Raw genomic sequence first — 24,666 nt, forward strand, 5'->3', positions numbered from 1 at the left:
CGATCTCCTTAGTGGCTCATGAGCTTGTCGATGGCGCCAGGTTTGTCATGCACGCCAAAGCGGTCAACGATTGTGGCGCTGGCCTCATTTAGACCCAGCACTTCAACCTCGGCGCCCTCGCGACGGAACTTGATTACCACTTTATCCAGCGCGGCGACGGCGGTGATATCCCAGAAATGCGCCTGTGTCAGATCGATGGTGACCTTGTTGAGCGCTTCCTTGAAGTCAAAAACTTCGGTGAACTTGTCTGCCGAGCTGAAGAACACCTGGCCTACCACGCGGTAAGTCCGATGCGACTCCGTCTCTTCAAGACTGCTCTTGATATCGAGGTAATGTCCGACCTTGTTCGCAAAGAACAACGAAGCCAGCAGTACGCCGACCAACACGCCGTAAGCCAGATTATGCGTTGCCACGACCACCACAACGGTCGCGACCATGACGAGGTTGGTCGACAGTGGGTGCTCTTTCAGATTGCGCAAGGAATCCCAGCTAAAGGTGCCGATGGATACCATGATCATCACAGCAACCAATGCAGCCATCGGGATCTTGGAGAGCCATTCGCCGAGGAAAACGACCATCAGCAGCAAGAAAATGCCCGCGCACAATGTGGAGAGACGGGTACGTCCACCGGATTTCACGTTGATGATCGACTGGCCGATCATGGCGCAGCCTGCCATACCGCCGAGCATCCCGGCAGCGATGTTGGCAATGCCTTGACCCTTGCATTCACGGTTTTTGTTGCTGGTGGTATCGGTCAAATCGTCGACGATGGTCGCGGTCATCATGGACTCAAGCAGACCTACTACGGCCAAGGCGGCTGAGTACGGGAAGATGATGCGCAGAGTTTCAACGTTCAGCGGGACTTCAGGCCACAGGAAAATCGGCAGCGTGTCCGGCAGTTCGCCCATGTCACCCACAGTGCGGATATCCAGACCGAGGTAAATAGCAATGGCCGTCAGGGCCAGGATGCACACCAGCGGCGAGGGAATCAGCTTGCCGATCTTCGGTACATACGGAAACAGATAGATTATTCCGAGGCCCACTACGGTCATGGCGTAAACGTGCCAGGTCACGTTGGTCAATTCAGGTAACTGCGCCATGAAAATCAGAATCGCCAATGCATTCACAAAGCCTGTGACTACCGAGCGCGAAACAAAGCGCATCAGAGAGCCCAGTTTCAGGTATCCAGCGAGGATTTGAAGCGCCCCGCAGAGCAAGGTGGCTGCCAGCAAATACTGAAGCCCGTGATCTTTTACCAGGGTGACCATCAGCAGTGCCATCGCACCGGTAGCTGCCGAGATCATGCCGGGTCGACCGCCGACGAAGGCGATGACAGCACAGATACAGAAGGAGGCGTAGAGACCGACCTTGGGGTCGACGCCGGCAATGATAGAGAAAGCAATGGCCTCCGGGATCAGCGCGAGCGCGACCACGATCCCCGCGAGCACGTCTCCACGGACGTTGGAAAACCACGTTTGTTTGAGCGATTGCAGCATCAGAATATCCAAGGCAATGCACCACACGCACACCAGGCAGATGGCGAGCGCGTCGATACGAATTCAAGTTGTGAGGATTATTTGGCTGTGTGCCTTGGGTGTAAAAACCGGGCATACAGCAGTACGCGACCGCGAGCGAAACTAGCGGAAGCGAGATGTTGCGAGGGGGCGTAGCGCTAAGGCGGCGTAGGCTGCCAGTAGATCGTTTGGAGTACAGTCATGCTGGTGTTCCTGTAGCTCAAGAGGTATGGCTGAGCGATAAAGTATACAGTGAAGATATCGTCAAATGCGACCTGCTGCCTCGTTTGGGTCAGTTCTTCCAGCCGTGCTGATCTCCCTAGGGCAAGTCTTTCTAGATTAAACCGCGACGAACTCCGCTGTCAGGCAGTGTACACATGGTGGAGAGATCAATTCAGATCCTCCTGGGGTCGATAGAGAAATCGGAAAAAATCGTACGCTAAGCATTCGGCCTGTCAGGTTGAGGCCATAGAGATTGACGCCTTGGCGTCAGAAAATGCAGAAAGCGGCCCTAGTCTGACGCGGTGCCAGTGAACCGCCTGACGCCGAGTTGAAGCCGTAAACTCAGCAACCTTCGATCAACTCGCCGAACAGTTCCTTAACCTTTGCACGTGCCTCGACCAGCGCAACTTGGCCTTGCTCAGTGATCTCATAGACACGCCGTTCACGTCGCCCGGTGCGTTCGTGGCGTGAGGTCAAATAGCCCTTCTTTTCCAGCCCGTGCAGCATTGGGTATACCGTCCCGGCGCTCAGCTCGTAGCCGTGTCGTTGCAGTTCTTCGATGATTCCCAGTCCGAAGACGGGCTTCTCGGCTGCATGGTGAAGTATGTGCAGGCGGATCAACCCGCCGTACAGGTCTTTATCTGTCATTTTTCGTGCCTCACAGCGCGATACTCAACAGCCAACCCGCTGCACCGCTGCCGACGACAACTAGCCACGGCGGGAGCTTCCAGAACATCAGTGCGACAAGGGCGACCAGGGCCAAGACAAAGTCTTGCGGCTGAAATATGGCGCTAGTCCATACAGGGTGATAGAACGCGGCCAGCAGCAGGCCAACCACCGCCGCATTGACCCCAGCCAGCGCGGCTTGCATGCCTGTATTGCGACGCAGGCGCTCCCAAAATGGCATGGCTCCCACAACCAGCAGAAAAGAGGGTGCGAAGATAGCCAGTAGGCACACAATACCGCCGACCCAGCCAGAGGGAGCGGTGCTCATCGAAGCACCAAGGAACGCGGCGAATGTGAACAATGGGCCGGGCACCGCTTGAGCCGCCCCGTACCCCGCGAGGAAGGATTCATTACTGACCCAGCCGGAGGACACCACTTCGGCTTGCAGCAGCGGCAACACAACGTGGCCACCACCGAACACTAGTGACCCCACACGATAGAAGGCGTCCACTACCACCATCGTTGGACTTGGCAGCAATTTTGCCAAGATCGGTAGGCCAATCAGCAGGGCAAAAAATAACGATAGCCAAAGTGCGCCGGCCCGGTGACTGACCGTGATAGGTAGTGGGTCGTGCTCAACAGTATGTGCTGGCTTGAACAATAGTCGGCCTATGATGCCTGCGGCAGCAATCACACCAACCTGCCCCCACGCGGACGGTACGAGCAGGACAGCACAGGCGGCAATCGCCATTATTGTGACTCTCAGCCCATCCGTACACAGGTTGCGCGCCATGCCCCATACCGCTTGGGCGACTACGGCAACGGCCACCACTTTTAGGCCATGCAACGCGCCCGGCGAAACGGAATCCCCATAGTTGGAAATGCCCAGCGCGAACAGGATTAAAGCTACGGCCGAAGGCAGCGTAAAGCCTGTCCAAGCAGCCAGCGCCCCGCTATATCCAGCCCGTGATAGCCCCAACGCTATGCCGACCTGGCTGCTTGCTGGGCCTGGAAGAAATTGGCACAGCGCCACTAAATCAGCATAGCTGCGTTCAGACAACCAGCGCCGTCGTGTGACGAACTCGTCACGGAAATAGCCTAAGTGCACGATGGGGCCGCCGAAGGAGGTCAATCCAAGGCGTAGAAAAATAAGAAAAACCGACCATGGGCTGCGGTCATCGGTGGAGGTATTAGTCATGCGTTGGCCTACCTGATTTTCCACAGATTAATCCATAATAATCGAACTTCGATAACGAAATTCGATTTTATAGCTGCCCAAAACGACTGGAGTACCGTGCAATTCGTACTGGGTGTCGCAATGCAAGTAATCGATGTTGTGCTAGCCGCTGGTTTTGTCTGCTAGCACAGTTCATTAGCAAAACACGCTTGGCCTTAGCGTACGATTTTTTCCGTTTTCTCTATTGCCCCCCTCCTGGTCACTCCGAATGCAAATAACTGGTCAAGAATGCAGCCGGCTGGTCAATAACGGCGCCAATGGGTGGTCAAGTTGCGCAATGGTTTTATCGAGTCGGATGCCTGGGAAGAGGGCTCTGAACGGAGCTAGTCGGGCTTACGTTGGTTTTTGGTTCCATTGCTCCCCAAACCCCAAAAACAAGGCTGCGATTGCGGCCTTGCTTTTTTAGTTCTAAAGCTGCATGCGCACTCAACCATTTGACGCCGACCGTAGATGGTTAAAAATCACCATGAATGATGGCTAAGTGCGATTGATCATATGGGCGCGTCGCCGGAATGCGCTATAAACCGTTATCACAAGACAGGGATTCGTGATGAATTTTGCATTCGGTTTAGGTAGATTTTTCTCAGGAAAGGATGTGACGGCGAACACCGTGCAGTTCGATCTGCTGCGCTGGTTCTCGCTCGTGAGCATTCTCATCATCACCGTCGTTGCACTTGGCTTAGGGTTTGTTGCTACGCGATTTGTCGTCAATGAAAGTATTCAGCGCGATGCCGTACTGACGGCTCAGTTCATCCAGGCGCTGGCATCGACGGAAGTGGCCCGCCACAACCTACCTGACGTTCAAATGGGAGAGCTGCTCGATCCGCGTGAGGATGCGAGCTTCTCCTTCGATGAACAGACCGACCGTCAAAATGCGCGTAAAGAGTTTCTCGAACACATTAACCACATTGCCCGCCAGCCCGACTCGTTGTTGATCAGTATTTACGCGCCAGACGATGTGGTCATCTGGTCGAGCAACCCCGCGCTGGTCGGTCAGACGTTTTCGGACGATGACGAGCTCGAAGAGTCGTTCGCAACCAAGGAAAGAGTCTTCGCCACTTACCACGAGCTTCAGGGTGACCGCGAGGAACAACAGTTCCTTCGTGCGCCAAAGGGCCTGTTCATCGAGAACTACATCCCGATGCTGAACTCGGCGGGCAGAGTCGTTGCGCTCATAGAGATTTACAAGGAACCCTCGGATTTGATCGCCAGGACTCAGCGTGGCTACATTCTGATGTGGCTCGCAACATCCTTTGGCGGCGCGTTGATCTACTTGACGCTTTACTTAATTGTTCGCCGTGCCGCGAGCCTGCTAGTTTCACAGCATAAACAGATCATCGAAAACGAAACCTTCGTAGCACTGGGCGAAATGTCTGCCGCCGTAGCTCATAGCCTGCGCAACCCGCTGGCCACGATCCGTACCAGCGCCGAATTGGCGCAGGCCATGGCCCCCCCTCCGGTACAAAAGAGCATCACCGATATCATTGGCCAGGTTGATCGGATGTCGAAGTGGGTAAGGGACTTGTTGCTGGCATCGAGCCCTTCGATCGGCTCAATCGAAGAAGTGGATCCGCTAGACGCGATACTCGGAACTCTGCATGCGTTTGAGCCACAAATCCGTCAATCAAACGTTATTGTCGAATTCGCGGCGATAGCTGTCCCATCAGTGGTCAGTCAGCGCGTGCTGCTCTCACAAGTGCTCAATAGCCTTTTTTCCAACGCACTGGAGGCGATGCCAAACGGGGGGCGGCTTTATATTGGTCTGGAGTCAGACGTGCGCTCCGGAAAGCTGCACATCACGCTCCATGACACCGGCAACGGTATAACGCTAAAACAGAAACAACAGCTGTTTCAACCTTTCTCAACGAACAAACAAGGTGGGCTCGGTGTAGGACTGGTCATGGTCAAGCGGATAATGGAACGCTTTAACGGGCAGGTCAGTGTGACCAGTCATGAAGGCGAAGGAACCCAGGTGCGGTTGAGCTTCCGGATCGCTAAAAGCGGGTGATGCTTTAAACACGCGAGGCCGCAATGCAGCCTCGTTTTCTACATTTATTCTTTATACAACAAAACCCTTGTCACCCGACGTTCTTCAACCTCGACAACGGTCAAGCTCCATTCCTGCCACTTGAGCTAATCGCCAATGACGGGCAGGCGATCCAGCAAGCTCATAACCAACCCGGCGAGCGTCTGATAGTGATCCGTCGCTTCAGCCTGGAAGCTGATGTGTTCGCGAATCTGGCTGTTCAGCGCACCGCTGACAAGAAAACCCCCATCCTGAGCAACACCGCTGACATCGGTTACGTCATCGTCGGCCTGCTGGTCGGCGGTATGGCCGGCTCGATCATGGCCAAGCGCGTTGAAATGACCAAGATGCCGGAACTGGTCGCCTTCATGCACAGCATGATCGGTATGGCCGCCGTGTTCATCGCCATTGCTGCTGTCGTCGAGCCGCAATCGCTGGGCATCGTCAAGCAACTGGGTGATGCGATTCCTGCCGGTAACCGTCTGGAGCTATTCCTCGGCGCGGCCATCGGTGCAATTACCTTCTCGGTTCGGTGATCGCCTTCGGCAAGCTCTCGAGCAAGTACAAGTTCCGCCTGTTCCAGGGCGCTCCGGTACAGTTCACTGGCCAGCACAAGCTCAACCTGCTGCTGGGCCTGGCGACGCTGGGGCTCGGGCTCACCTTTGTGCTGACCGGCAATCTCGGCGCTTTCGCCCTGATGCTGGCCCTGGCCTTCGTGCTCGGTGTGCTGATCATCATCCCGAACGGCGGCGCGGACATGCCGGTGGTGGTGTCGATGCTAAACAGGCTACTCCGGTTGGGCAGCAGCGGGGATTGGCTTCTCGCTGAACAACTCGATGCTGATCATTGCCCGCTCCCTCGTGGGCTCGTCCGGTGCGATCCTGTCGTACATCATGTGTAAGGCGATGAACCACTCGTTCTTCAACGTACTGCTCGGCGGTTTCGGCAATACTGCCGATGCAGGTCCGGCGGGCGCTAAGGAAGCCCACCGGTGAAATCCGGTTCGGCCGACGACGCGACCTTCCTGCTGACTAACGCCGATACCGTGATCATCGTTCCGGGCTACGGCCTGCCGGTCGCCCGGGCGCAGCACGCGCTGAAAGAGCTGACCGAAAAGCTGACCCATCGCGGCGTGACCGTGAAGTACGCGATCCACCCGGTTGCCGGCCGTATGCCAGGCCATATGAACGTGTTGCTGGCCAAGGCCGAAGTGCCTTACGACCAGGTGTTCGAGATGGACGACATCAACTCCGACTTCGGCCAAGGCCGACGTGGTGCTGGTGTTGGGTGTCCATCAGGAACTGGCCAGTGAGTAGAAAGAGCAGCCCGAGGGGAATCCCCAGGACGATCGCCAGACGAGTAGAGCCAGAAGTCTATCCAGCATGTTATGGATTCCACTTGTTGGAGAGCGCGGGCCTTACGGCTTTCAGCTCCGGCAGATTGTCGAGGAAGTTGTCGGGGTAGTAACCAAAACTGGTCACGCCCTGACGCTGGAGCACTCTCATCCACTGGGCCAGTGTTTCGCCGTCGATGTCGGCATCTTCCTGTTTCGTCCAGTCCCGTGCCTGCAATTCGAACACGGTGCGATCAAGCGCACCGGGACGAGCCTTGACCGTGGCGACCAGTTTCTCGAGCCAGGCATGGGACTGTTTATAAGACTGTTTTTCCATCAACGGCATGGCCATCGGCGCCGTCCAGTCGTAAGTGACGAGGAAGTCATCAAGGTTCTGCGCGTACCAGGCCTCACTGTCGGGATTGAGTATCGGCTCGGCGAAAATGTTGCGCGCCGTATTCACTTGCGGGCCACGAATGGCGCGGACCTTGGCCGTCAACTCCTTGGTGAAATCGATCAGGTAGCGGCTTTTGAAACGCGTCCAGCGCTGCATCACGGCAGGATCGGCGCGCAGCGCGGCAATCGAGCCGGGCAGACCATTGGCGGCATAGACTTTGAGAGCATCGGGGCCTGCATCTTCGAAGTCCGACATGATTGCGTCATCGTGAAACAGGACGCCGCTGACCGACGACATGCGCGCCAGGTCTTCGTAGATTTCACCAATGATGCGCCGTACGTTCGGATCGTAGGGCGACAAGCGTATGTACTGGCCCGGATCGACCGATGCCTTGCCGGTTTCCGGGTCCCAGCGCGTCACTCGCGGCAGCTTCGAATCCAGGGCAAAGCTCAGCACTGGCATCCAGGCGTAGACTTTGACATGGGCCCGAGTGCGCAACTGCCAGGCCACGCGGTCAAAAATGTCGGCACTCATCGGCAGGTGACGGTTAGGGAAGTACAGCGAACGCACCAGGCCATCACCCTTGGGATCGGCGAAGGCTTGCAGGAACACGGTATTGGCGCCCAAGTCGTATATACGCTGGATCAGCTTACCCAGGTTTCTTTCCTGCTGGGCCGGGTCCGGGTCGTAGACGTTATCCAGGTCGACGTGCACGACGCGCATCGCATTTTTCTCCTGCACCGAGACGACGCTGTTGGCGAAGCGCGGGCCGTTCGGGTCGGAGGAAACCAGGTAACCACGCGGGCTGCTCATCAGGGTATCGAGGGTGTCGAGCCCGTCTTCGAGGGTCAAGGCCATTTGATAGCCCTGATCATTGACGATTTGCAGCGTGCTGCCATCCGCCTCGCCATATGGCCAGACCCAGACCCGCGGTTTCTTACCCGTGACCTTGTAGATTTTGTCCGAGATCGCCATGACGTCAGCACGCTGACGGGCCTGGAACTCGGTTTCGGTTTCATAGCGTTTGGCGACGGGATCGTAACGCCGGGTTGTGGCGGCGGGCTGCAGGTTGCCCTGGGGGTTAGCCAGGATACCTTTGTGGTTGGCATCGGTGTGCGCAGCGATTTCCACCAGTCCGGACTGGGAAACCTCCCGCACCTGATCCCAGGTCAGGATGTCCGAGCGCTTGCGCGGCGTCGTGCCAGCGAAATCCACCGGTTGGTTCGGCGGTGTGTCGACCCAGGTTCCGACCGGCGCCAGCAAGGCAGGCCAGTTATAGGCACGCAGCACCGGCATCACCCGGGTATAGAAGCTTGCATAACCGTCGTCGAAACTGAGCATGACCGCTTTGGGCGGCAGATCGGGGCCGCCTTTGCGTGCCGCCAGGACCTGGTCGATGGAGACCGGCTGATAGCCGTTCTCCCGTAACCAGGCCAGTTGCTCGATCATGCGCTCGGTGCGCACGGCCACCACTGCCTGGTCGGGGTCTTTGTCGTCGACATCGTGATAGACGATACCCAGTACATGGTTTTTCGGCCACGGGGTTTCGCTTGCCGTCACCGGACGTTCGGATGGCGGCACGAAGGCCGGGGCTTGCTGGGCACAAGCGCTGATCAACAGCGCTCCCAGCAGGAGGAAGAAACGCGATATCAAGGCCATTTTCAAACTCCTCTAGAAGCGGAAAGTAAGATCGACCATCAGGCGCAGATCGGTTTCCCGCTCTCCGTCAGATGGCCGGTTGATCGCGGTTAACATGCCGCCGACCTCCAACACATCGTTCCAGCTGAAACGCTGGCCGTAGCCCAACAGACCCATGGCGCCGGTGGAATGACGTTGCTGGGTGTAACTACCCGCGTCGACCTGGAACTGCTGACTCCATCGGGTTTCATAGCGCTGGTAGAGCATGTGATTGACGCTGACCATCGGCAGGACGCTGAGATCGGATTTGGGGTTAAACGGCACGTCGTCAGACAGGGAGTTGTGGCTGGCGCCGACTTCCAATCCCAGATCGATTTGCACGATTGTTGCCATCGCTGAAGTGGGACGGGCTGAGCGCGAATTTCCACTCGCGACTTTCATTGGCCCGCCAGCGAATGAAGCCGCTGCCGCCATTGGCCGTGATGTCGCTGTTCAGGGCCCGAACGCCCTCTTTGCCCTTTCGTAACGGAAAGCTGGTCCAGGTGACCCAGCCAAACTTTATTGAGGGCAGTCTTGCATGCGCGCTCGCTGGGTAATTGGGAACACAATAATTGTTCAGATTCGTGAAACTGCAGGCGTCGTCCATCGTCCCGTCTTAAATGCCAGACAGCAAAACGCCCGACGTCTGCTTAGAGCAAACGCTGGCTGTAGCCGCCGTCGTAACCCTCTGCCACCAACTGGCGAACCAGGTCGAAAGCGGCGGCGTCATCCTTTAGGATGCGCGTTTCGTCAATGATCCTAAGCTCGAAAGGGAGATAGTTAAAGTCGAAGGGGCCAACGGGCTTTCGTTTCTTTGAAGGGCTTCCAACATCGAAAATGCCCCATTCCAGCTTTGATGCCGCGTCTGCATCGGCCTTCGTCCAGTCGTTGAGGACGGCGGCCCATTTGGCGGAATTGGTCTTGCGTTTCATGGTGGATAGCGCAGGAAAAAGGTGAGAAAGGTGAATTCACCGCCCTTTTTGACGGCACCCACGGTCGGTTCTGGCGCAATCGCAGCAACAGCGACGTGACCATCTCACTAAAAACGACTGGCGATTACTTGAGCGTCAAACAGTAGTCCGAAGCAGCGATGGCTGTCCTACTGCCGAAAACGCAGTGATCAGCCTGACCACAGACCATTTATTTCATACATTTTTTGAAGAACCTTCCCATGAAAACCCCAACAACTCTGATTCGTTCGATGCTCCTGATCTGCTTCCTAGGCCTGATGACGGCATGCGGCGGCGGAGAGAAAGGCGCAACCTCCGAGAGCGCTGAGCACGGACACTCACACGAGTAACACCCTGAACAATAACAAGGCCGCATTTGCGGCCTTGTTTGTTTCTACATCTCAACCTGCGTGCCCAGCTCTATCACGCGGTTCAGCGGCAGCTTGAAGTACTTCAGGTTGCTGTTGGCGTTCTTCAGCAAAAAGGCGGACAGGCTAAGACGTTTTCACACAGCCCGGGTCGTTCTCTGCCGCTCATTGCCCCGAGACTTGTTGGTCAAATCCCATGCAAATAGCTGGTCAGGACCATGCAATTACTCACCGCGAACGTCCAGCTGAAGTACACCTCAATTGGGCGTCAGGCGGATCACTCGCGCAGCGTCAGAGTAGGGCCGTTTTGTGCATTTTCTGACGCTTGGCGTCAACCTCTATAGCCCCAACCTGACAAGCCGAATGCTTAGTCGGGTAACGGCAGCACATTACTGTGCCACCGTCCCCTAAGAACCGGACTTGAGAGTTTCCCCTCATCCGGCTCAAGCCTCTGCAAAGGCATCTTTCAAAGCCCGGTTACACAGCCTCATATTCGGCGTACTTTTGATTTCTCCGGCAACTGAGATGGTACATCTGGAGATTGCTTGCAGCGTCTGACCCACCATCAGTCCGTTTCACCATGTGGCGAATGTCCCAAGGGGTTCGCTTTGTGATGGGTTTCTGGCAGGTAGGACACATGCCATCTTGCCTTAGCCAGACACGGTACATCTTCCCGCGCCCCCTCGCCGAGCTCAGAATTTTTTTGCCCCACCGGGACTCGAAATACTGTTCCCATTGAGGGTCGTATGGGTTCGCAGCGGCTTTAATCTTGATGTGCCGCTGTATTGGTGTGTCTGATTCTTTCAGCAGGATGCAATCTCTTTTCGATCCATCCTCTTTTTCTTCTGTAGCGGCAAAAATCCAGTTTCGGGCGCCTTGAGTACGGAAGTATTTCTCCCTTACCCATTTGACTCCTTTATTTGGATGCCTTCTTGTCGCCCATTGCCATAGCATTGACCAAATATTGTGATCGATTCGAGCAAAGGTTTTCTTGGAGACTACGTGGCGGTGATAATTCGCCCATCCTCGTAAAATAGGATTCAGCAGCCTTATCAAATTGACCTGTTTAGCCGTTTTATTGCCTTTGATAACCTCCCGGATTTTGTCAAGATGTGCTTTGACGTTCGCTTTCGACGGCTTCATCAGCAGCTTGCCGTTGTACTTCCGAATGTTCCAACCGAGAAAGTCAAACCCATCCTTGATATGCGTTACTTTGGTCTTTTCTGGCGATAGAACCAACCCGCGTTCCGCCAGAAATTCAACCACGACCGGCTTAACCTCTTGCTCCAGCCACTCTTTCGAATTGCCAGTAATAATGAAGTCGTCCGCGTAACGTATCATGTACATTCTCAAGCCTGCCTGCTTCTCTTGCGGGAATTGCTTCGCAAGTTTCGCTGCCAGACCATCCAAAGTCATGTTTGCCAGAACCGGACTGACGATACCCCCTTGCGGGGTGCCGGATTCCGTAGGGAAGAGTTCGTGTCGATACACAAATCCCGCTTTGAGCCACTTCCTTAGCATCGTTTTGTCCGTGGGGACGTTGGCGATCATCCAGTCATGGCTGATATTGTCGAAACAGCCTTGAATATCGGCCTCCAGCACCCATTGCGCCTGTGTTTTCTTTGCCAGGCAGATGAAGCATTGCTCGCCTGCATCGGCGGTTGAGCGCTCCGGCCTGAACCCATAGGAGTTCAGATCAGCGGTGGTTTCGGCAATTGGTTCCAGCGCCAGCAGATACAGCGCTTGCATGGCGCGGCATTTCATTGTCGGAATACCGAGCGGCCTTGTCTTACCGTTTTTCTTCGGAATTAACACTCTCCGAAGTGGAAGTGGCGAATAACCTCGCCGCTTCAACGACGCTATCGCGTTGGTCTTTGCCACCGGCGTTTTCCATATGACATTGTCCACGCCGGGAGTGTCCTTGCCTTTATTTCCGGTCACCCGTTTGACAGCCAACGCTTTGCCACTAAACGAGTGAGTCAGCAGCCATTGCAGGGCTTTCACCTTGTTATGTCTGCTTTCCTGTGTTGCCTTCACAAAACGTGCTTGCAGCCTTCTTACCTGACGCTGGACATCGGCCCAATTGATGCCGTCCCACGTCACGCCAGAAGGTGCACGCGCCAGTGTTTCTGCACTCATTTGCTCTCCTTCCGTTTAGATGGTTCTGGAAACTCTCTTGTGAAGAGAGACCATGAGGAAGTCTGCCCACTTTCGCGTGAGATGTTATTTCATCCCTATCCACCCGATTACAGGGAGGCATTTGCTTTTTCCTCAATCCTCTACCCACACCTCCATCAGCGTTCCTTGCAGTTCGCTTGCCCGATGTTCTGGGCAGAAATATGGGTTTACCGTGTTCCACACCAGTTACATGAATAACGTAGACCCTGCCTTTCCCCCGGTGATGTTCTTGTCCCTGTGCCCGCAGTACGTAATCGAGCAACCCACCACTCACCTTTTGGTCCAAGCCTGTCAGCATCTTTGGCTTGTTAAAAATAACGAGGTTTATCAGCAGTTCACTTATGTTGGTCCTATTATCCAGCCAAGCATCCTCGCCACCTGATGCTGGTAGCGGTTGGAATCACCTCGCGGCTTTTCCTTCTCTTTCGAAGGACTTCATTGTCCCGGTGGCTTCAGAGCAAGCCGTTACCAGCTTCGCCTGCACCGGTAGGCTACCGTTGAGGGAACAACGAGTCTCACTACCTCTATCGAGGTGAGACAATAACTGGTGCGACTTCACGTCGCACGCGTACGATTTTTTCCGTTTTCCCTCTTCTCCCCTTCTTCATCTGATGCATTTCCGGATCGCGCTTGCCGTCCTTGTTCTTGGTCGAACTCGGGCATGAATGATCCTCGCGACCACGGTGCCTTGGCGCCGCATCAAGCCACGATCGTCCAGATAACCGTTGATGACCTGCAAAATCCCGCCCGCCAGTTCGTGTTTTTCTTGCAGGCGGCGGAAGTTCAGGATCGTGGTCTCATCGGGAATTCGATCCAGATGTAGTCCGGAAAACTGGCGCAGGATCGTGGTCTCGTACAGTGCCTCTTTCATCGCCGGATAGCTGGAGCCGAACCAGTTCGGCATCAGATGAACCCGCAGCATCGCCATCAACGGATACGCCGGATGACCGACTTCGCCCTTCGAATAATGCGGTTCGATCAAGGCAATCAAGCCCTTCTAGGGCACGACCTGATGCATTTCAATCAGGAAGCGCTCGCGGCGGGTCTGCTTACGTTTGCCGGCGTACTCGGCATCAGCGAAGGACATCTGTTTCATGGGGAAAAACCGTCGTGTTCGTGTCTGGCGGGTATTTCACCAGAGATGGAAGTCTTTTTCAGAGTTTCCTAAAGTATGCCATTAACGGAGCCAAGACCTTGCCTGACAGATATGTAATGTTAGCGGCAGCTTTCTGACAGGTATCATTAGCTACTATCTAGTCACCAGTGAATTAGAGCTCGTAGAATCATGAAAACATTGAATGCAGTCATCGCTATTTCGATATTGGCAGTTTCATCCTTTGCCATGGCTGAAGGCGGAGGAGATCGTGTTTATGGTCGGATGATGCAAGAAAATCAACAGGCGATGGAGCAATATGCTCTCAAAAATAGTAAAGCCATACCTGAGATTGTTCATTATGAATATGGTATGAACCTGGATGTTCAGAAGGTAGTTAGTGTCACGCAAGCCAACAAATCCTGTGATGTTGCGCCTTCGCGCATGACCTATGAGGACTCTGCTGGCAAACTCAACACTTTGGAGTACAGAGTTATGGGTACCAAATGCCAGCACGGAGGCTAGTCCAAAGGAGCCATGTCTCATATTATTTGGCTTAATTGTTTAAGTGCGCTTACTGTTAGCTGACATAAAAGTAATTTTCAGGTCACACTTGAGTTATCTTTTGTATGGAATTATGTCTGCCGGCACGTAGAGGAAATTCTCACGCGCCGGAGGCTTTTTATAATCTATTTTTTAACTCATCCGATGTTAGTGCAAAAAAATACAGCCGGATCGTTGGATAACGTATTTGTAATTTTTCAGTCACCTTGCTGATAAGTTGAAAACTCTATATTTATGCCGAGAATATTAGCGTTAAAGAGGGTTTGCGGGCAGGCGCTGGGCTTAAGTGCACTTTCTGTTCCATTACTCCCCAAACCCCATACAGACGGAGTTGTAACCAATCCGTGCACTAGGCCATGACCCCCGGATGACTATGCGAGCCTTCCATCAATCCCTGCACCTCTGGATCAGACGTCCCATCGGGCGGCTAGCCAGTATGCTGCTGCTGCTGGCAATCGCCTGCGCGGCACTACCGTCAGGGAAGGTTCATGCCCATACAGGCGGGGCTGTGGAACATGGTCACGAAATCGCGCCAGCCAGCGTTGCCTCGTTCGAGCACGATAATCACTCGGGGCGTTCAGAGCCTGTGGGTGACGTGGTTTTACATGCACACGATATAGGCACGACCTCAACGGGATTGCCCCAACTACCGGTGATGATGACGCAAAACGATATGGCTTCCTCCTCTCTTGGGAGTCGCCTGGTCGTGTCTTCCCCCCCCTCTGAAGCGCCGCTTCCGCCCTACCGCCCTCCGATTATCTGACGACATCCAACAGGCTGCTTTTGGCTGCCTGCATTGCGTTGTTTATCGATAATTCGGAGGTATTCCTTGAACCTGCGTTGGCTCATGGCACCGGCTTTTGCCGGGGTCTTTTGCAGTATCCCTGTAGGGATGGCTGCCGATTCATTGCGTCTTGAGGAGGCTGTAGCGCGTAGCCTCGCTTCAGATCTATTCATAGCGGCTCAAGAGGCCGATCTGCAAGCAGTGCAGGCCCGTGCCAAGCTTGGAAGTCTCTCGACGCCATACAGTGTCGGTGTCGATCTGGAAAATGTCGGCGGTACCGGCAGCTTGAGCGGCCTGAGATCCGCTGAAACCACGCTCCGCCTGAGTCGGGTCATCGAACTCGGTGGCAAGCAGGCTGCCCGGCAAGCACTGGGGGCGGCAGAGATGGCGCGCCAGCAGCACCTTTCCGACATCGCACGCCTGGAGGTCGCCAGTCGGACCACCGGGCGTTTCATCGCGGTGGCAGCCGCCCAGTACCGTCTGGAATTCGCGCGCCAGCAGCTCGAATTAGCCGACACTACACGTCGCGAAGTTGCCCGAGGGGTGGCGGCGGCGCGCAATCCTGAATCCGATTTACGTGCAGCAGAGATCGTTGTAGGCGATGCCGAACTCAAACGCGATGCGGCCGAACGAGACCTAGCGAGCAGCAAGGTCGCGCTGACCGCAAGTTGGGGGGCGATCAAGCCCGACTTCCTCCAGGTTGAAGGCAATATCCACGTATTGCCATCAATTGAAACCTTCGAGACGCTAGCCGCTCGCTTGCCTATGTCGCTTGTTCAGCGCAATGCGGCCTTCGAGGCCGACACCATTGCTGCCAAACGTCGGGTTGCACAAGCCAGCGCCAAGCCGGACATCGACCTCAGCCTCGGTGTACGTCGGTTCGAGGAGCTGGACGATCAGGGGTTGGTCATGTCGGTTTCGGTGCCGCTGGGCAGCAAACCGCGTGCCTCGTATGCGATCACAGAAGCCGATGCACAGCTTACGGCGCTGGTCTCCCGCCAGGAGGCCCAGCGCATGGAAAGTTACCAGTCACTGTTCGGGCTGTACCAACAACTGATGCAGGCGCGTACCGAGTATGAGGCCTTGCGTACGCGTCTGGTACCCAAGGCCGAGCAGGCATTCACTTTCGCTCGCCACGCCTTCGATGCTGGCCGCACCTCCTTCATCGAACTGACCCAGGCTCAACGCACGTTGTTCGACCAGCGCACACGCGTTATTGACGCCGCCGCCCGCTACCACACCCTACTCGTTGAAGTCGAACGCCTCACCGCCGTCGCTTCGGGACCTACGCCATGATTGACCGTCTTATTCTTGTGTTAGCCCTGTCCCTTGTTCTCGTCGGCTGTGGCGAATCGAGTTCGGCCGCCAAACCCAGTGAAGACCAGGCGACCGCCAATGCCGATTATGAGCGCGGCCCCCATCGAGGCCGCATGCTGCGCGCGGGTAACTTTGCTCTCGAAGTGACAATCTTCGAAACCAACGTACCGCCACAGTATCGGCTCTACGCCTATCAAGACGACACACCGCTGGATCCATCCGAGATTCAAGCCACGGTCGAACTTGAGCGCCTGGATGGCGAGGTCAACCGCTTCACCTTCCAACCGGAGAACGACTACTTGACCGGTAGCGGCACCGTAGTCGAGCCCCACTCGTTCGATGTCAGGGTCAGCGCCAAACAGGGCGACAAAACCCACCAGTGGGAGTTCGCTTCCTATGAAGGCCGCACCACCATCCCCGCCGACGTCGCGAAGGATGCGGGCGTCAACGTCGAAGCAGCAGGCCCCGCCGTGATACGCGATAGCGTACGTCTGGTCGGTAATGTCGTGCTGGATGCCAACCGTCGCGCGGCAATCAAGGCACGCTTTCCCGGTATCGTGCGTGCAGTTGCGGTGCAACACGGCCAAAACGTAAGCCGTGGGCAAACGTTGGTGGTGGTCGAGGGCAATGACAGTCTGCGCAGTTATACCATCACCGCGCCGTTCGATGGCGTGATACTGGCACTCAATACCAATATCGGCGACGTCGCCGACGGCAATACCCTCATCGAGATGGCCGATATGTCCAGGGTCTGGGTGGAACTGCACGCGATCGGCGAGAACGCCTCGCGAGTGGCCGCCGGTCAACCGGTGCGCATCCGTGCAGCCACCCATGATGCCGTAACAGAGACCGTCATCGATAGGTTGCTGCCACTCACCACCCGTGGTCAGAGCGTTGTCGCCCGCGCAAGCATTGCCAACCCCGACGGCAGCTGGCGTCCGGGCATGGCCGTGGAAGGCGATGTTACCCTCGATGAGCGCCAGGCCTCGCTAGCGGTAAAGGAGTCGGGCCTTCAACGGTTTCGCGATTTCACCGTGGTATTTGCCCAGATCGGCGAAACCTACGAAGTACGGATGCTCGAGCTAGGTACGCGCGATGGTGAATATGTGGAGGTGCTGAGCGGGCTCAAGCCAGGGACGTCATACGTCACCGAGCAGAGCTTCTTGATCAAAGCCGACATCGATAAATCCGGCGCCAGCCACGACCACTGAGGAAGCGCCATGTTAGAAAAAACCATCCGCGCCGCGATAGCGCATCGCTGGTTGGTCCTAGTTCTGATGCTGGGCGTTTCTGCGCTCGGCATCTGGAACTACGGCCGCCTGCCGATCGACGCGGTGCCCGACATTACCAACGTTCAGGTGCAGGTCAACACCGAAGCGCCGGGCTACTCGCCCCTGGAAGCCGAGCAGCGGGTCACCTATCCGGTCGAGACCGCCTTGGCCGGCCTCTCTCGCTTGCAATACACACGGTCCATTTCCCGCTATGGCTTGTCCCAAGTCACCGTAGTCTTCGAGGATGGCACTGACATTTACTTCGCCCGGCAACAAGTCGCCGAGCGGCTGCAGCAAGCCGCAGCGCAGCTGCCACAAGGGCTGGAGCCGAACTTGGGGCCGGTAGCAACCGGGCTTGGCGAAATCTTCATGTATACCGTCGAAGCCGAACCCGGCGCAATGAAAGCCGATGGCACACCATGGACTTCGACGGACCTGCGCAGCCTGCAGGATTGGGTCGTTCGGCCTCAGTTGCGAAATCTCAAGGGAGTAACGGAGGTCAACACCATCGGCGGCCATGTCCGCCAGATTCTCATCTCTCCCGATCCAGCCAAGCTGGTTGCCTATGATCTGACCCTGAACGATCTGCTCAGTGCAGTTGAGCGCAACAACACCAATACAGGGGCCGGCTACATCGAACGTTCCGGCGAGCAACACCTGATTCGGCTGCACGGCCAGATCGGTGTAGCGGAGGGCCTGAGCGAAGTGGTGGTGGCAATGCGCGAAGGGCTGGCACTGCGCATCAGTGACGTCGCCCAAGTCAGTGAAGGCTCCGAACTCAGAACCGGCGCGGCGACCAAGGACGGCCGCGAAGTGGTGCTTGGCACGGTGATCATGCTGATCGGCGAAAACAGTCGTGATGTCGCGCAGCGTGCGGGGAACAAGCTCAAGGAGATCAACGAGACGCTGCCCGACGGCATCAGTGCACTCTCCGTGTATGACCGCACTGACCTTGTCGATCGCAGCATCGCAACCGTGCAGAAGAACCTGGTGGAAGGTGCATTGCTGGTCGTGGCCGTGCTGTTTCTACTGCTCGGCAACCTGCGCGCAGCCTTGATCACCGCTGCGGTGATTCCCTTGACCATGCTTTTGACCATAACCGGCATGGTGCACAACCGTGTCTCGGCCAACCTGATGAGCCTGGGAGCCCTGGACTTCGGTCTCATCGTCGATGGTGCGGTGATCATCGTCGAGAACTGCCTGCGCCGCTTCGGCGAACGCCAGCATTCACTTGGGCGCCTGCTGAGTCGCGAGGAGCGCTTCGAACTGGCTGCCGCGGCCAGCGCGGAGGTCATCAAGCCCAGCCTGTTCGGTCTGTTCATCATCACCGCCGTTTATCTGCCGATCTTTGCCCTGACCGGTGTCGAAGGGAAAATGTTCCACCCCATGGCAATTACCGTGGTGATGGCACTGACCGCAGCGATGGCGCTGTCCCTGACGTTCGTGCCAGCAGCGGTGGCGCAATTCGTCGCCGGCAAGGTCAACGAAAATGAGACCCGGGCCATGCGCGGGTTGAAGCGTATCTATGCGCCTCTGCTGCACAAGGTTCTGGTCATGCCCGTGGCCGTTGTGGCAGGGGCAATCGTGTTGACCGTACTGGCCGGTATGTTGGTGACGCGCCTTGGCACAGAGTTCATTCCCAACCTGGACGAAGGCGACATAGCCTTGCACGCACTGCGTATTCCGGGCACTAGTCTGACTCAGGCAATCGGCATGCAAGAGCAACTCGAAGCGCGAATCAAGGCATTTCCTGAAGTCGAACAGGTGGTCGCCAAGCTTGGCACAGCCGAAGTAGCTACTGACCCAATGCCGCCTTCTGTCGCCGATACCTTCATCATACTCAAGGACCGCGCCGATTGGCCGAACCCACGCAAGTCCAAAGCCGCGCTTGTCGAAGAAATGGAAACCGCAGTCCGGGCCATCCCAGGCAACAACTACGAGTTCACCCAACCCGTTCAGATGCGAATGAACGAGCTGATCGCGGGTGTACGTGCCGAGGTTGCAATCAAACTCTTTGGCGACGACCTGGAGCAACTGGCCACTGTCGGAGCAAATATCGAGACGATTACCGCCGGGATAGACGGGGCGGCAGACGTGAAGCTGGAGCAGGTCACCGGGTTGCCGCTGATGACGATTATCCCCGACCGCGCGGCACTGGCGCGGTATGGTCTTTCAGTGGTCAATCTGGGTGATGCCGTGTCCGTGGCGCTGGGTGGCGGCACCGCCGGACAGCTGTTCGACGGCGATCGCCGCTTCGACATTGTCGTGCGCCTGGATGACAGCCAGCGCCTTGACCCCAACGTACTCGCAGACCTTGCGATTGCCCTACCCGCAGCAGCCGACTCCAATGAAGCAGGTTTGGTCTCCGCACCCCGACATGTGCCGCTTAGCGCAGTCGCCAAGATCGTATCCGAACTGGGCCCAAATCAGATCAGTCGCGAGAATGGCAAACGACGCGTGGTGGTCACTGCCAACGTACGCGGTCGCGACTTGGGCTCATTCGTCGAAGAGCTGCGCGCCAAGATCGCTACAGAGGTCGAGCTGCCGGTAGGTACCTGGGTTGAGTACGGTGGTACCTTCGAGCAGCTCATCTCGGCAAGTCAGCGGCTGACGGTAGTAGTGCCAGTGGTATTGCTGTTGATCTTCGGACTGCTGTTCATGGCCTTCGGCTCGGCGAAAGACGCCACCATCGTATTCAGCGGTGTGCCACTGGCGTTGACAGGCGGTGTGCTGGCTTTGTGGCTACGCGACATCCCATTCTCGATCTCCACCGGCGTGGGCTTTATCGCGCTGTCTGGTGTGGCAGTGCTCAATGGCCTGGTGATGATCAGCTTCATTAGTAAGCTACGAGCCGATGGCGAGCCATTGCACGATGCGATCGTCAATGGAGCGATGACTCGCTTGCGCCCCGTACTGATGACCGCGTTGGTCGCCAGCCTCGGCTTCGTGCCAATGGCCCTCAATGTTGGCACCGGCGCCGAGGTGCAGCGCCCCCTGGCGACCGTCGTGATTGGCGGTATCATTTCGTCGACGCTGTTGACCCTCTTAGTGTTGCCAGCGCTTTATCACCTGCTGTATCGCAATGGGGAATCAGAGCTGGCCAAGCCGTTGCAAAAAGGGTTGACCACCGGCTAGAGTGAAATGAAGGGGAGACGGTGGCTAGAAAGGTAAGGCTATGCTCATAAACATAGCCCTCTCCAAACCATCTACCGTCGCCCTGAATGCCATTGTATTTGCCTTATTCAGGGAAGGCTAGAACGACCGACTCCGTCGCTTTCGTCGGGTCGTTTGTGACCTCTAACACAGGTCTAGCCGCTAACCCACGGCTGAGGAGGGCTACGATGCCTGCTATAAAATCATCCCGCCTTTTTCGCGGACCTACTTGATGTAATCCCGTAAGTACGACGCAGCCTCTTTCTTTGGCTTTCGGATACTGGCGCACGTTAATAGCCGTGAAGGCCGGCAAGCTGTAGTGGTCAACTAATCCCGGAACCTATTTAGGTGAGAATGCTCGCCAGATCGAGGTGTCAGGTTTCATTAGACCACTACAGTCTGCCGTGCATTATTGCTTAGGATGGACGAGACCTTACGGATTGAGCAGCAGGCTGTTCAAGGAGGAAATCGCAACCTGACACAAATGTAATGTACACCTAAGGTTTCTGACAGGGCGACATGGGTATGGTTGCTTCGCGCCTGAAGCTCAGCCCCCGGAACCACCTTGAGAGGTGGAGTCAACGGGGTAACCAAATCTCACTTGAGGATACCCAAATGAAATCCATAAAAGCGCTCTTCATAATCACCGCTCTGACTGCCTCCTCCCTGGCTATGGCCGAAGGTGGCGGTGACCGGGTAATCGCGCATATGGAGCAAGCCCGAAAAGTCTCGATGGACTACCAGCTTGCACAGAAGCAGAAGGCAGAAGCCCCAGTAGCTGAAAGCAAGGCCAAGGCGACCGGTCACGCCAGTTGCTGATCTGTCTATCGTCCCCAAGTTGACAGAAATGTAATCATCCGGATGGTTCACATGTGCCAACTTCTACGTTCGTTGGCGCGTGCATCTGACTTATAGCGGCAGCGGGCTCGGCTGGTTAGCCGTGTGAGAAGAAACGCCTGAAAGGCAGTTCAACCTGCAAGCAACACACGCAGGCTGTTCAGCACTGCTTTCTTTTGACTGATTTGACAAAAACGGCATGCACTCCAAAACCTCTAGACGGACCTTAGTCAAAGGCCTGGCTGCCGGAGGCATTCTTGCAGGCCTAGGCCTGTGGCGCCCCCCAGTTTGGGCGGTAACCAGCCCTAGTCAACTCACTGTGCTATCCGGCACGGAGTTCGATCTGTCGATCGGCGAAACCCCGGTGAATATCACCGGCTCGCCGCGCATAGCCATGGCCATCAACGGCAGCCTGCCTGGACCTCTGCTGCGCTGGCGTGAAGGCAACACCATCACCCTGCGAGTGAAAAACCGCCTGGAGCAGAACACTTCTATCCATTGGCACCGCCTCCTGCTGCCCGCCAATATAGACGGTATGTCGGGCCTGAGCTTCCACGGTATCGAGCCAGACGACATGTACGTCTACAAATTCAAGGTTCGCCAGAACGGCACCTACTGGTACCACAGCCACTCGCGACTACGTCGTGATACTGTCTGACTGGACCGATGAAGATCCTGATCGTGTCATGGCCACACTCAAGAAGCAGTCGGACTACTACAATTTCCACAAACGCACCGACGGCGACGTCATCGATGACGTGAGCGAGAACGGTTGGTCCGCCACCGTGACTGATCGGAAGATGTGGGCCGAGGGCTGATGAAAAACACCGCGCAACAGGCCACTCTATTTGACCTGATCATTGGCCGAGATTTCAGAACTAGACCCTCAGATTATTGCCGCCAGTCTGGGCGGTCGCTCGGATCACCCGGCCTCAAAGGCCATCGCTAAACACGCGGCCTTGGACGCCTCAGCGCTCAAGCTTGTCGAGAATTTTGAAGCCCTTCCCGGACGTGGTGTAAAGGGGATAGTCGAGGGTGAGCTTTATCACCTGGGCAATCATCGTCTCATTGAGGAATTGGGTCTTGGTACGCCACAACTGAACGAATCCCTGAGTCGTCTGGAGCGCCAGGGGAAAACCGTTGTGGCATTGAGCAACGCTACGCAGGTCATGGCGCTGTTCGCGGTTGCCGATACGGCGAAGGACTCAAGTCAAACCGCAATCAAAGAACTTCATGAACTGGGCATCAGGACCATGATGCTGACAGGTGACAACTCACACACTGCGCAGGCAATTGCGCAACAAGTCGGGATTGATGAGGCGCGAGGAAATTTGCGGCCCGCCGACAAGCTCGAGGCCATTGTTGAGTTGCAGAACCGTGGTCGTGTGGTGGGGATGGTCGGCGATGGGATAAACGATGCGCCGGCCTTGGCCAAGTCCCAGATCGGTTTCGCTATGGCCGCTGCGGGTACCGGCACCGCAATCGAAACGGCTGACGTCGCGCTGATGGATGATGACCTGCGGAAAATCCCGGCATTCTTCCGCCTGTCTCGACAAGCCGCCACGGTATTAAAGCAAAACATCGGGTTCGCCTTGGGCGTCAAAGCTCTGTTCCTGGTGTTCACTTTGATGGGCTTGGCCACCATGTGGATGGCGGTGTTTGCAGATGTCGGCGTCAGCCTGTTGGTAGTGCTGAATGGGCTGCGATTGCTGAAAAAATAGTCCGGAGATTACGCATGAAAGCGATGTTGCATCGGGCAACTCTTGAGGGCTTCGGCGAGGCCCGTATTGCGATTCGGGCCCGAGATTATAAGCGCGCTTACCATTGGTTGGAGCGGACCCACATCCTGGCACAGCGCCGTACCTCGCTACATGTAAAGTCCCACGTCTTGATGTTGTACGTGGGCATCCGGGCACAAGATCCTCGGGAGGTTTGGGGACAAATACCACGTGTCTTCGCAGCACTGCTATTTTCTAAAGTATGGGTACCTTCGGGAAATACCGGCGCGCTCGAGTCAGTGCGTTTCAGGTGATGCCTCTCTCCCGAGAACTGGAGTCACTTCTTAGCGAAGAGTAACCCGGGGCGGTCTTCTGAGTCGTTGTCGCATCCGTTCACACACATGGAGAGTCATATGAGCGCTGGTCATAGTCACGGTCAAGCACGTGCAGGGCACGAGAAAAAGTTATGGATTGCTCTGGCGCTGACGACAAGCTTTATGGTCGCAGAGGTCATTGGGGCTTTCATTACCGGCAGCTTGGCGTTGTTATCCGACGCCGCTCACATGCTGACCGATTCCACTGCCCTGGCTATTTCATTGGTCGCTATTCAGATCGCCAAACGCGCTGCGGATAAAAAACGGACATTTGGCTATGCACGATTTGAAATCCTCGCAGCTGCTTTCAACGCGACTCTGTTGTTCATGGTGGCGGTGTACATCCTGTACGAGGCCTATCAGCGGTTTAAAACTCCGACAGAAATCCAATCGACAGGCATGCTGATCGTCGCCGTGATAGGGCTGGTTGTGAACCTTGTTTCAATGCGCTTGCTCATGTCTGCCAGTGCCGAAAGCCTTAACGTCAAAGGCGCGTACCTGGAGGTTTGGAGCGACATGTTGGGCTCCATAGGCGTAATAGGGGCGGCATTGATCATCCGTTCTACCGGATGGACTTGGGTTGACTCGATCGTTGCCGCGGCTCTCGGGCTGTGGGTTCTCCCCAGAACCTGGGTTTTGCTCAAAGAAAGCATGAACATCCTGTTGCAAGGGGTTCCAGATGGTATCGATATCGCTGAAGTGGAGGTGAGAATCAGGGCGGTTGAAGGCGTTGAGGATATCCATGATCTGCATATCTGGGCTTTGACCAGCGGGAAGAATGTCATGAGTGCACACCTTGTCGTCCAGCGTTCCTCCCGAGCCGAGCAAGATATATTGGCTGAGGTGACTCGACTGATGAGCGAGGCATTCCGTATTAGCCATACGACCCTTCAATTAGAGAACTCGCAGTTTCATGCCGGGCTCGAAGAAAACGAAGGCATGCAGCACTAGAAAGGTACCTCGCGAACATCCATGCCTAGGTGTGGT

The 24,666-nt window shown here is 56.1% G+C and carries 14 protein-coding genes and 8 pseudogenes; 12 read left to right on the plus strand and 10 right to left on the minus strand.

Annotation, left to right across the window (positions count from 1 at the left end; translation table 11 throughout):
- Positions 1-8: 8 nt before the first annotated feature.
- From AAEZ09_RS25880 to chrA, 3 genes are all read right to left on the minus strand, one after another.
- Entirely contained in the window at positions 9-1,496 is a 1,488-nt protein-coding gene (locus AAEZ09_RS25880; RefSeq protein WP_017735063.1) for a SulP family inorganic anion transporter, read from the minus strand.
- A gap of 582 nt (positions 1,497-2,078) precedes the next feature.
- Positions 2,079-2,384 (minus strand): PadR family transcriptional regulator, encoded by a 306-nt coding sequence (locus tag AAEZ09_RS25885; RefSeq protein WP_017335982.1) that lies wholly within the window; start codon positions 2,382-2,384, stop codon positions 2,079-2,081.
- A gap of 10 nt (positions 2,385-2,394) precedes the next feature.
- Positions 2,395-3,600, minus strand: coding sequence for a chromate efflux transporter (gene chrA, locus AAEZ09_RS25890; RefSeq protein WP_017735062.1), 1,206 nt, complete (start codon positions 3,598-3,600; stop codon positions 2,395-2,397).
- A gap of 589 nt (positions 3,601-4,189) precedes the next feature.
- Between chrA and AAEZ09_RS25895 the strand changes: the two genes are divergently transcribed.
- Positions 4,190-5,647, plus strand: a complete 1,458-nt coding sequence (locus AAEZ09_RS25895; RefSeq protein WP_350601317.1) for a sensor histidine kinase — start codon at positions 4,190-4,192, stop codon at positions 5,645-5,647.
- Positions 5,648-5,691: 44 nt separating this feature from the next.
- Here the strand turns inward: AAEZ09_RS25895 and AAEZ09_RS25900 are convergent.
- Positions 5,692-5,919 (minus strand): annotated as a pseudogene (locus AAEZ09_RS25900) (transporter associated domain-containing protein); the annotation flags it as partial.
- 18 nt (positions 5,920-5,937) lie between these two features.
- Here AAEZ09_RS25900 and AAEZ09_RS25905 point away from each other — a divergent pair.
- Positions 5,938-6,960, plus strand: a pseudogene (locus tag AAEZ09_RS25905) (NAD(P)(+) transhydrogenase (Re/Si-specific) subunit beta); the annotation flags it as partial.
- 90 nt (positions 6,961-7,050) lie between these two features.
- Here the strand turns inward: AAEZ09_RS25905 and pgaB are convergent.
- The 3 genes and pseudogenes from pgaB to AAEZ09_RS25920 form a co-directional block, all read right to left on the minus strand.
- Entirely contained in the window at positions 7,051-9,054 is a 2,004-nt protein-coding gene (gene pgaB, locus AAEZ09_RS25910) for a poly-beta-1,6-N-acetyl-D-glucosamine N-deacetylase PgaB (protein ID WP_350601319.1), read from the minus strand.
- 12 nt (positions 9,055-9,066) lie between these two features.
- Positions 9,067-9,679 (minus strand): annotated as a pseudogene (locus AAEZ09_RS25915) (hypothetical protein).
- A 43-nt stretch (positions 9,680-9,722) separates the two neighbouring features.
- Positions 9,723-10,004, minus strand: coding sequence for a hypothetical protein (locus AAEZ09_RS25920; protein WP_350601320.1), 282 nt, complete (start codon positions 10,002-10,004; stop codon positions 9,723-9,725).
- Positions 10,005-10,015: 11 nt separating this feature from the next.
- Between AAEZ09_RS25920 and AAEZ09_RS25925 the strand changes: the two are divergent.
- Positions 10,016-10,150 (plus strand): annotated as a pseudogene (locus tag AAEZ09_RS25925) (transmembrane anchor protein); the annotation flags it as partial.
- Between the two features lie 266 nt (positions 10,151-10,416).
- Here AAEZ09_RS25925 and AAEZ09_RS25930 read toward each other — a convergent pair.
- The 3 genes and pseudogenes from AAEZ09_RS25930 to AAEZ09_RS25940 all read right to left on the minus strand — a co-directional run.
- Positions 10,417-10,524: pseudogene (locus AAEZ09_RS25930) on the minus strand (KUP/HAK/KT family potassium transporter); the annotation flags it as partial.
- A gap of 343 nt (positions 10,525-10,867) precedes the next feature.
- Positions 10,868-12,529 carry a group II intron reverse transcriptase/maturase gene (gene ltrA, locus AAEZ09_RS25935; protein WP_028623318.1) on the minus strand — a complete coding sequence of 554 codons (1,662 nt, stop codon included), beginning with the start codon at positions 12,527-12,529 and terminating at the stop codon, positions 10,868-10,870.
- Positions 12,530-13,158: 629 nt separating this feature from the next.
- Positions 13,159-13,664 (minus strand): annotated as a pseudogene (locus AAEZ09_RS25940) (transposase); the annotation flags it as partial.
- A gap of 189 nt (positions 13,665-13,853) precedes the next feature.
- Here AAEZ09_RS25940 and AAEZ09_RS25945 point away from each other — a divergent pair.
- The 9 genes and pseudogenes from AAEZ09_RS25945 to AAEZ09_RS25985 all read left to right on the plus strand — a co-directional run bounded on the left by AAEZ09_RS25945 (position 13,854) and on the right by AAEZ09_RS25985 (position 24,630).
- A complete protein-coding gene (locus tag AAEZ09_RS25945) occupies positions 13,854-14,186 on the plus strand; it encodes a DUF2790 domain-containing protein (protein ID WP_028623315.1) in 333 nt (110 codons plus the stop codon).
- An 868-nt stretch (positions 14,187-15,054) separates the two neighbouring features.
- Positions 15,055-16,305 (plus strand): TolC family protein, encoded by a 1,251-nt coding sequence (locus AAEZ09_RS25950; RefSeq protein ID WP_028623314.1) that lies wholly within the window; start codon positions 15,055-15,057, stop codon positions 16,303-16,305.
- Complete coding sequence (locus tag AAEZ09_RS25955) at positions 16,302-17,537, plus strand: efflux RND transporter periplasmic adaptor subunit (protein ID WP_152635569.1); 1,236 nt, start codon at positions 16,302-16,304, stop codon at positions 17,535-17,537. The genes AAEZ09_RS25950 and AAEZ09_RS25955 overlap by 4 nt, the downstream gene beginning before the upstream one ends.
- Positions 17,538-17,546: 9 nt before the next feature.
- The gene (locus AAEZ09_RS25960) at positions 17,547-20,732 is read left to right on the plus strand and encodes an efflux RND transporter permease subunit (protein WP_028623312.1); all 3,186 of its coding nucleotides are present in this window, start codon (positions 17,547-17,549) and stop codon (positions 20,730-20,732) included.
- A gap of 633 nt (positions 20,733-21,365) precedes the next feature.
- Positions 21,366-21,569 carry a co-regulatory protein PtrA N-terminal domain-containing protein gene (locus AAEZ09_RS25965; protein ID WP_028623311.1) on the plus strand — a complete coding sequence of 68 codons (204 nt, stop codon included), beginning with the start codon at positions 21,366-21,368 and terminating at the stop codon, positions 21,567-21,569.
- Positions 21,570-21,786: 217 nt separating this feature from the next.
- Positions 21,787-22,399 (plus strand): annotated as a pseudogene (locus tag AAEZ09_RS25970) (multicopper oxidase domain-containing protein); the annotation flags it as partial.
- An 81-nt stretch (positions 22,400-22,480) separates the two neighbouring features.
- Positions 22,481-23,308 (plus strand): annotated as a pseudogene (locus AAEZ09_RS25975) (HAD-IC family P-type ATPase); the annotation flags it as partial.
- 23 nt (positions 23,309-23,331) lie between these two features.
- Positions 23,332-23,619, plus strand: a complete 288-nt coding sequence (locus AAEZ09_RS25980) for a DUF3703 domain-containing protein (RefSeq protein ID WP_350601328.1) — start codon at positions 23,332-23,334, stop codon at positions 23,617-23,619.
- A 99-nt stretch (positions 23,620-23,718) separates the two neighbouring features.
- A complete protein-coding gene (locus AAEZ09_RS25985) occupies positions 23,719-24,630 on the plus strand; it encodes a cation diffusion facilitator family transporter (RefSeq protein WP_028623309.1) in 912 nt (303 codons plus the stop codon).
- Positions 24,631-24,666 lie beyond the last annotated feature (36 nt).

The organism is Pseudomonas sp. 65/3-MNA-CIBAN-0223 (genome assembly GCF_040310425.1).
Lineage (GTDB): Bacteria > Pseudomonadota > Gammaproteobacteria > Pseudomonadales > Pseudomonadaceae > Aquipseudomonas > Aquipseudomonas gregormendelii.

What these genes read in the sequence shown, in the direction of transcription:
- AAEZ09_RS25880 (WP_017735063.1), bottom strand. Translation starts at nt 1,496, where the DNA reads ATGCTGCAATCGCTCAAACAAACGTGGTTTTCCAACGTCCGTGGAGAC.
- AAEZ09_RS25885 (WP_017335982.1), bottom strand. Translation starts at nt 2,384, where the DNA reads ATGACAGATAAAGACCTGTACGGCGGGTTGATCCGCCTGCACATACTT.
- chrA (WP_017735062.1), bottom strand. Translation starts at nt 3,600, where the DNA reads ATGACTAATACCTCCACCGATGACCGCAGCCCATGGTCGGTTTTTCTT.
- AAEZ09_RS25895 (WP_350601317.1), top strand. Translation starts at nt 4,190, where the DNA reads ATGAATTTTGCATTCGGTTTAGGTAGATTTTTCTCAGGAAAGGATGTG.
- pgaB (WP_350601319.1), bottom strand. Translation starts at nt 9,054, where the DNA reads ATGGCCTTGATATCGCGTTTCTTCCTCCTGCTGGGAGCGCTGTTGATC.
- AAEZ09_RS25920 (WP_350601320.1), bottom strand. Translation starts at nt 10,004, where the DNA reads ATGAAACGCAAGACCAATTCCGCCAAATGGGCCGCCGTCCTCAACGAC.
- ltrA (WP_028623318.1), bottom strand. Translation starts at nt 12,529, where the DNA reads ATGAGTGCAGAAACACTGGCGCGTGCACCTTCTGGCGTGACGTGGGAC.
- AAEZ09_RS25945 (WP_028623315.1), top strand. Translation starts at nt 13,854, where the DNA reads ATGAAAACATTGAATGCAGTCATCGCTATTTCGATATTGGCAGTTTCA.
- AAEZ09_RS25955 (WP_152635569.1), top strand. Translation starts at nt 16,302, where the DNA reads ATGATTGACCGTCTTATTCTTGTGTTAGCCCTGTCCCTTGTTCTCGTC.
- AAEZ09_RS25960 (WP_028623312.1), top strand. Translation starts at nt 17,547, where the DNA reads ATGTTAGAAAAAACCATCCGCGCCGCGATAGCGCATCGCTGGTTGGTC.
- AAEZ09_RS25965 (WP_028623311.1), top strand. Translation starts at nt 21,366, where the DNA reads ATGAAATCCATAAAAGCGCTCTTCATAATCACCGCTCTGACTGCCTCC.
- AAEZ09_RS25980 (WP_350601328.1), top strand. Translation starts at nt 23,332, where the DNA reads ATGTTGCATCGGGCAACTCTTGAGGGCTTCGGCGAGGCCCGTATTGCG.
- AAEZ09_RS25985 (WP_028623309.1), top strand. Translation starts at nt 23,719, where the DNA reads ATGAGCGCTGGTCATAGTCACGGTCAAGCACGTGCAGGGCACGAGAAA.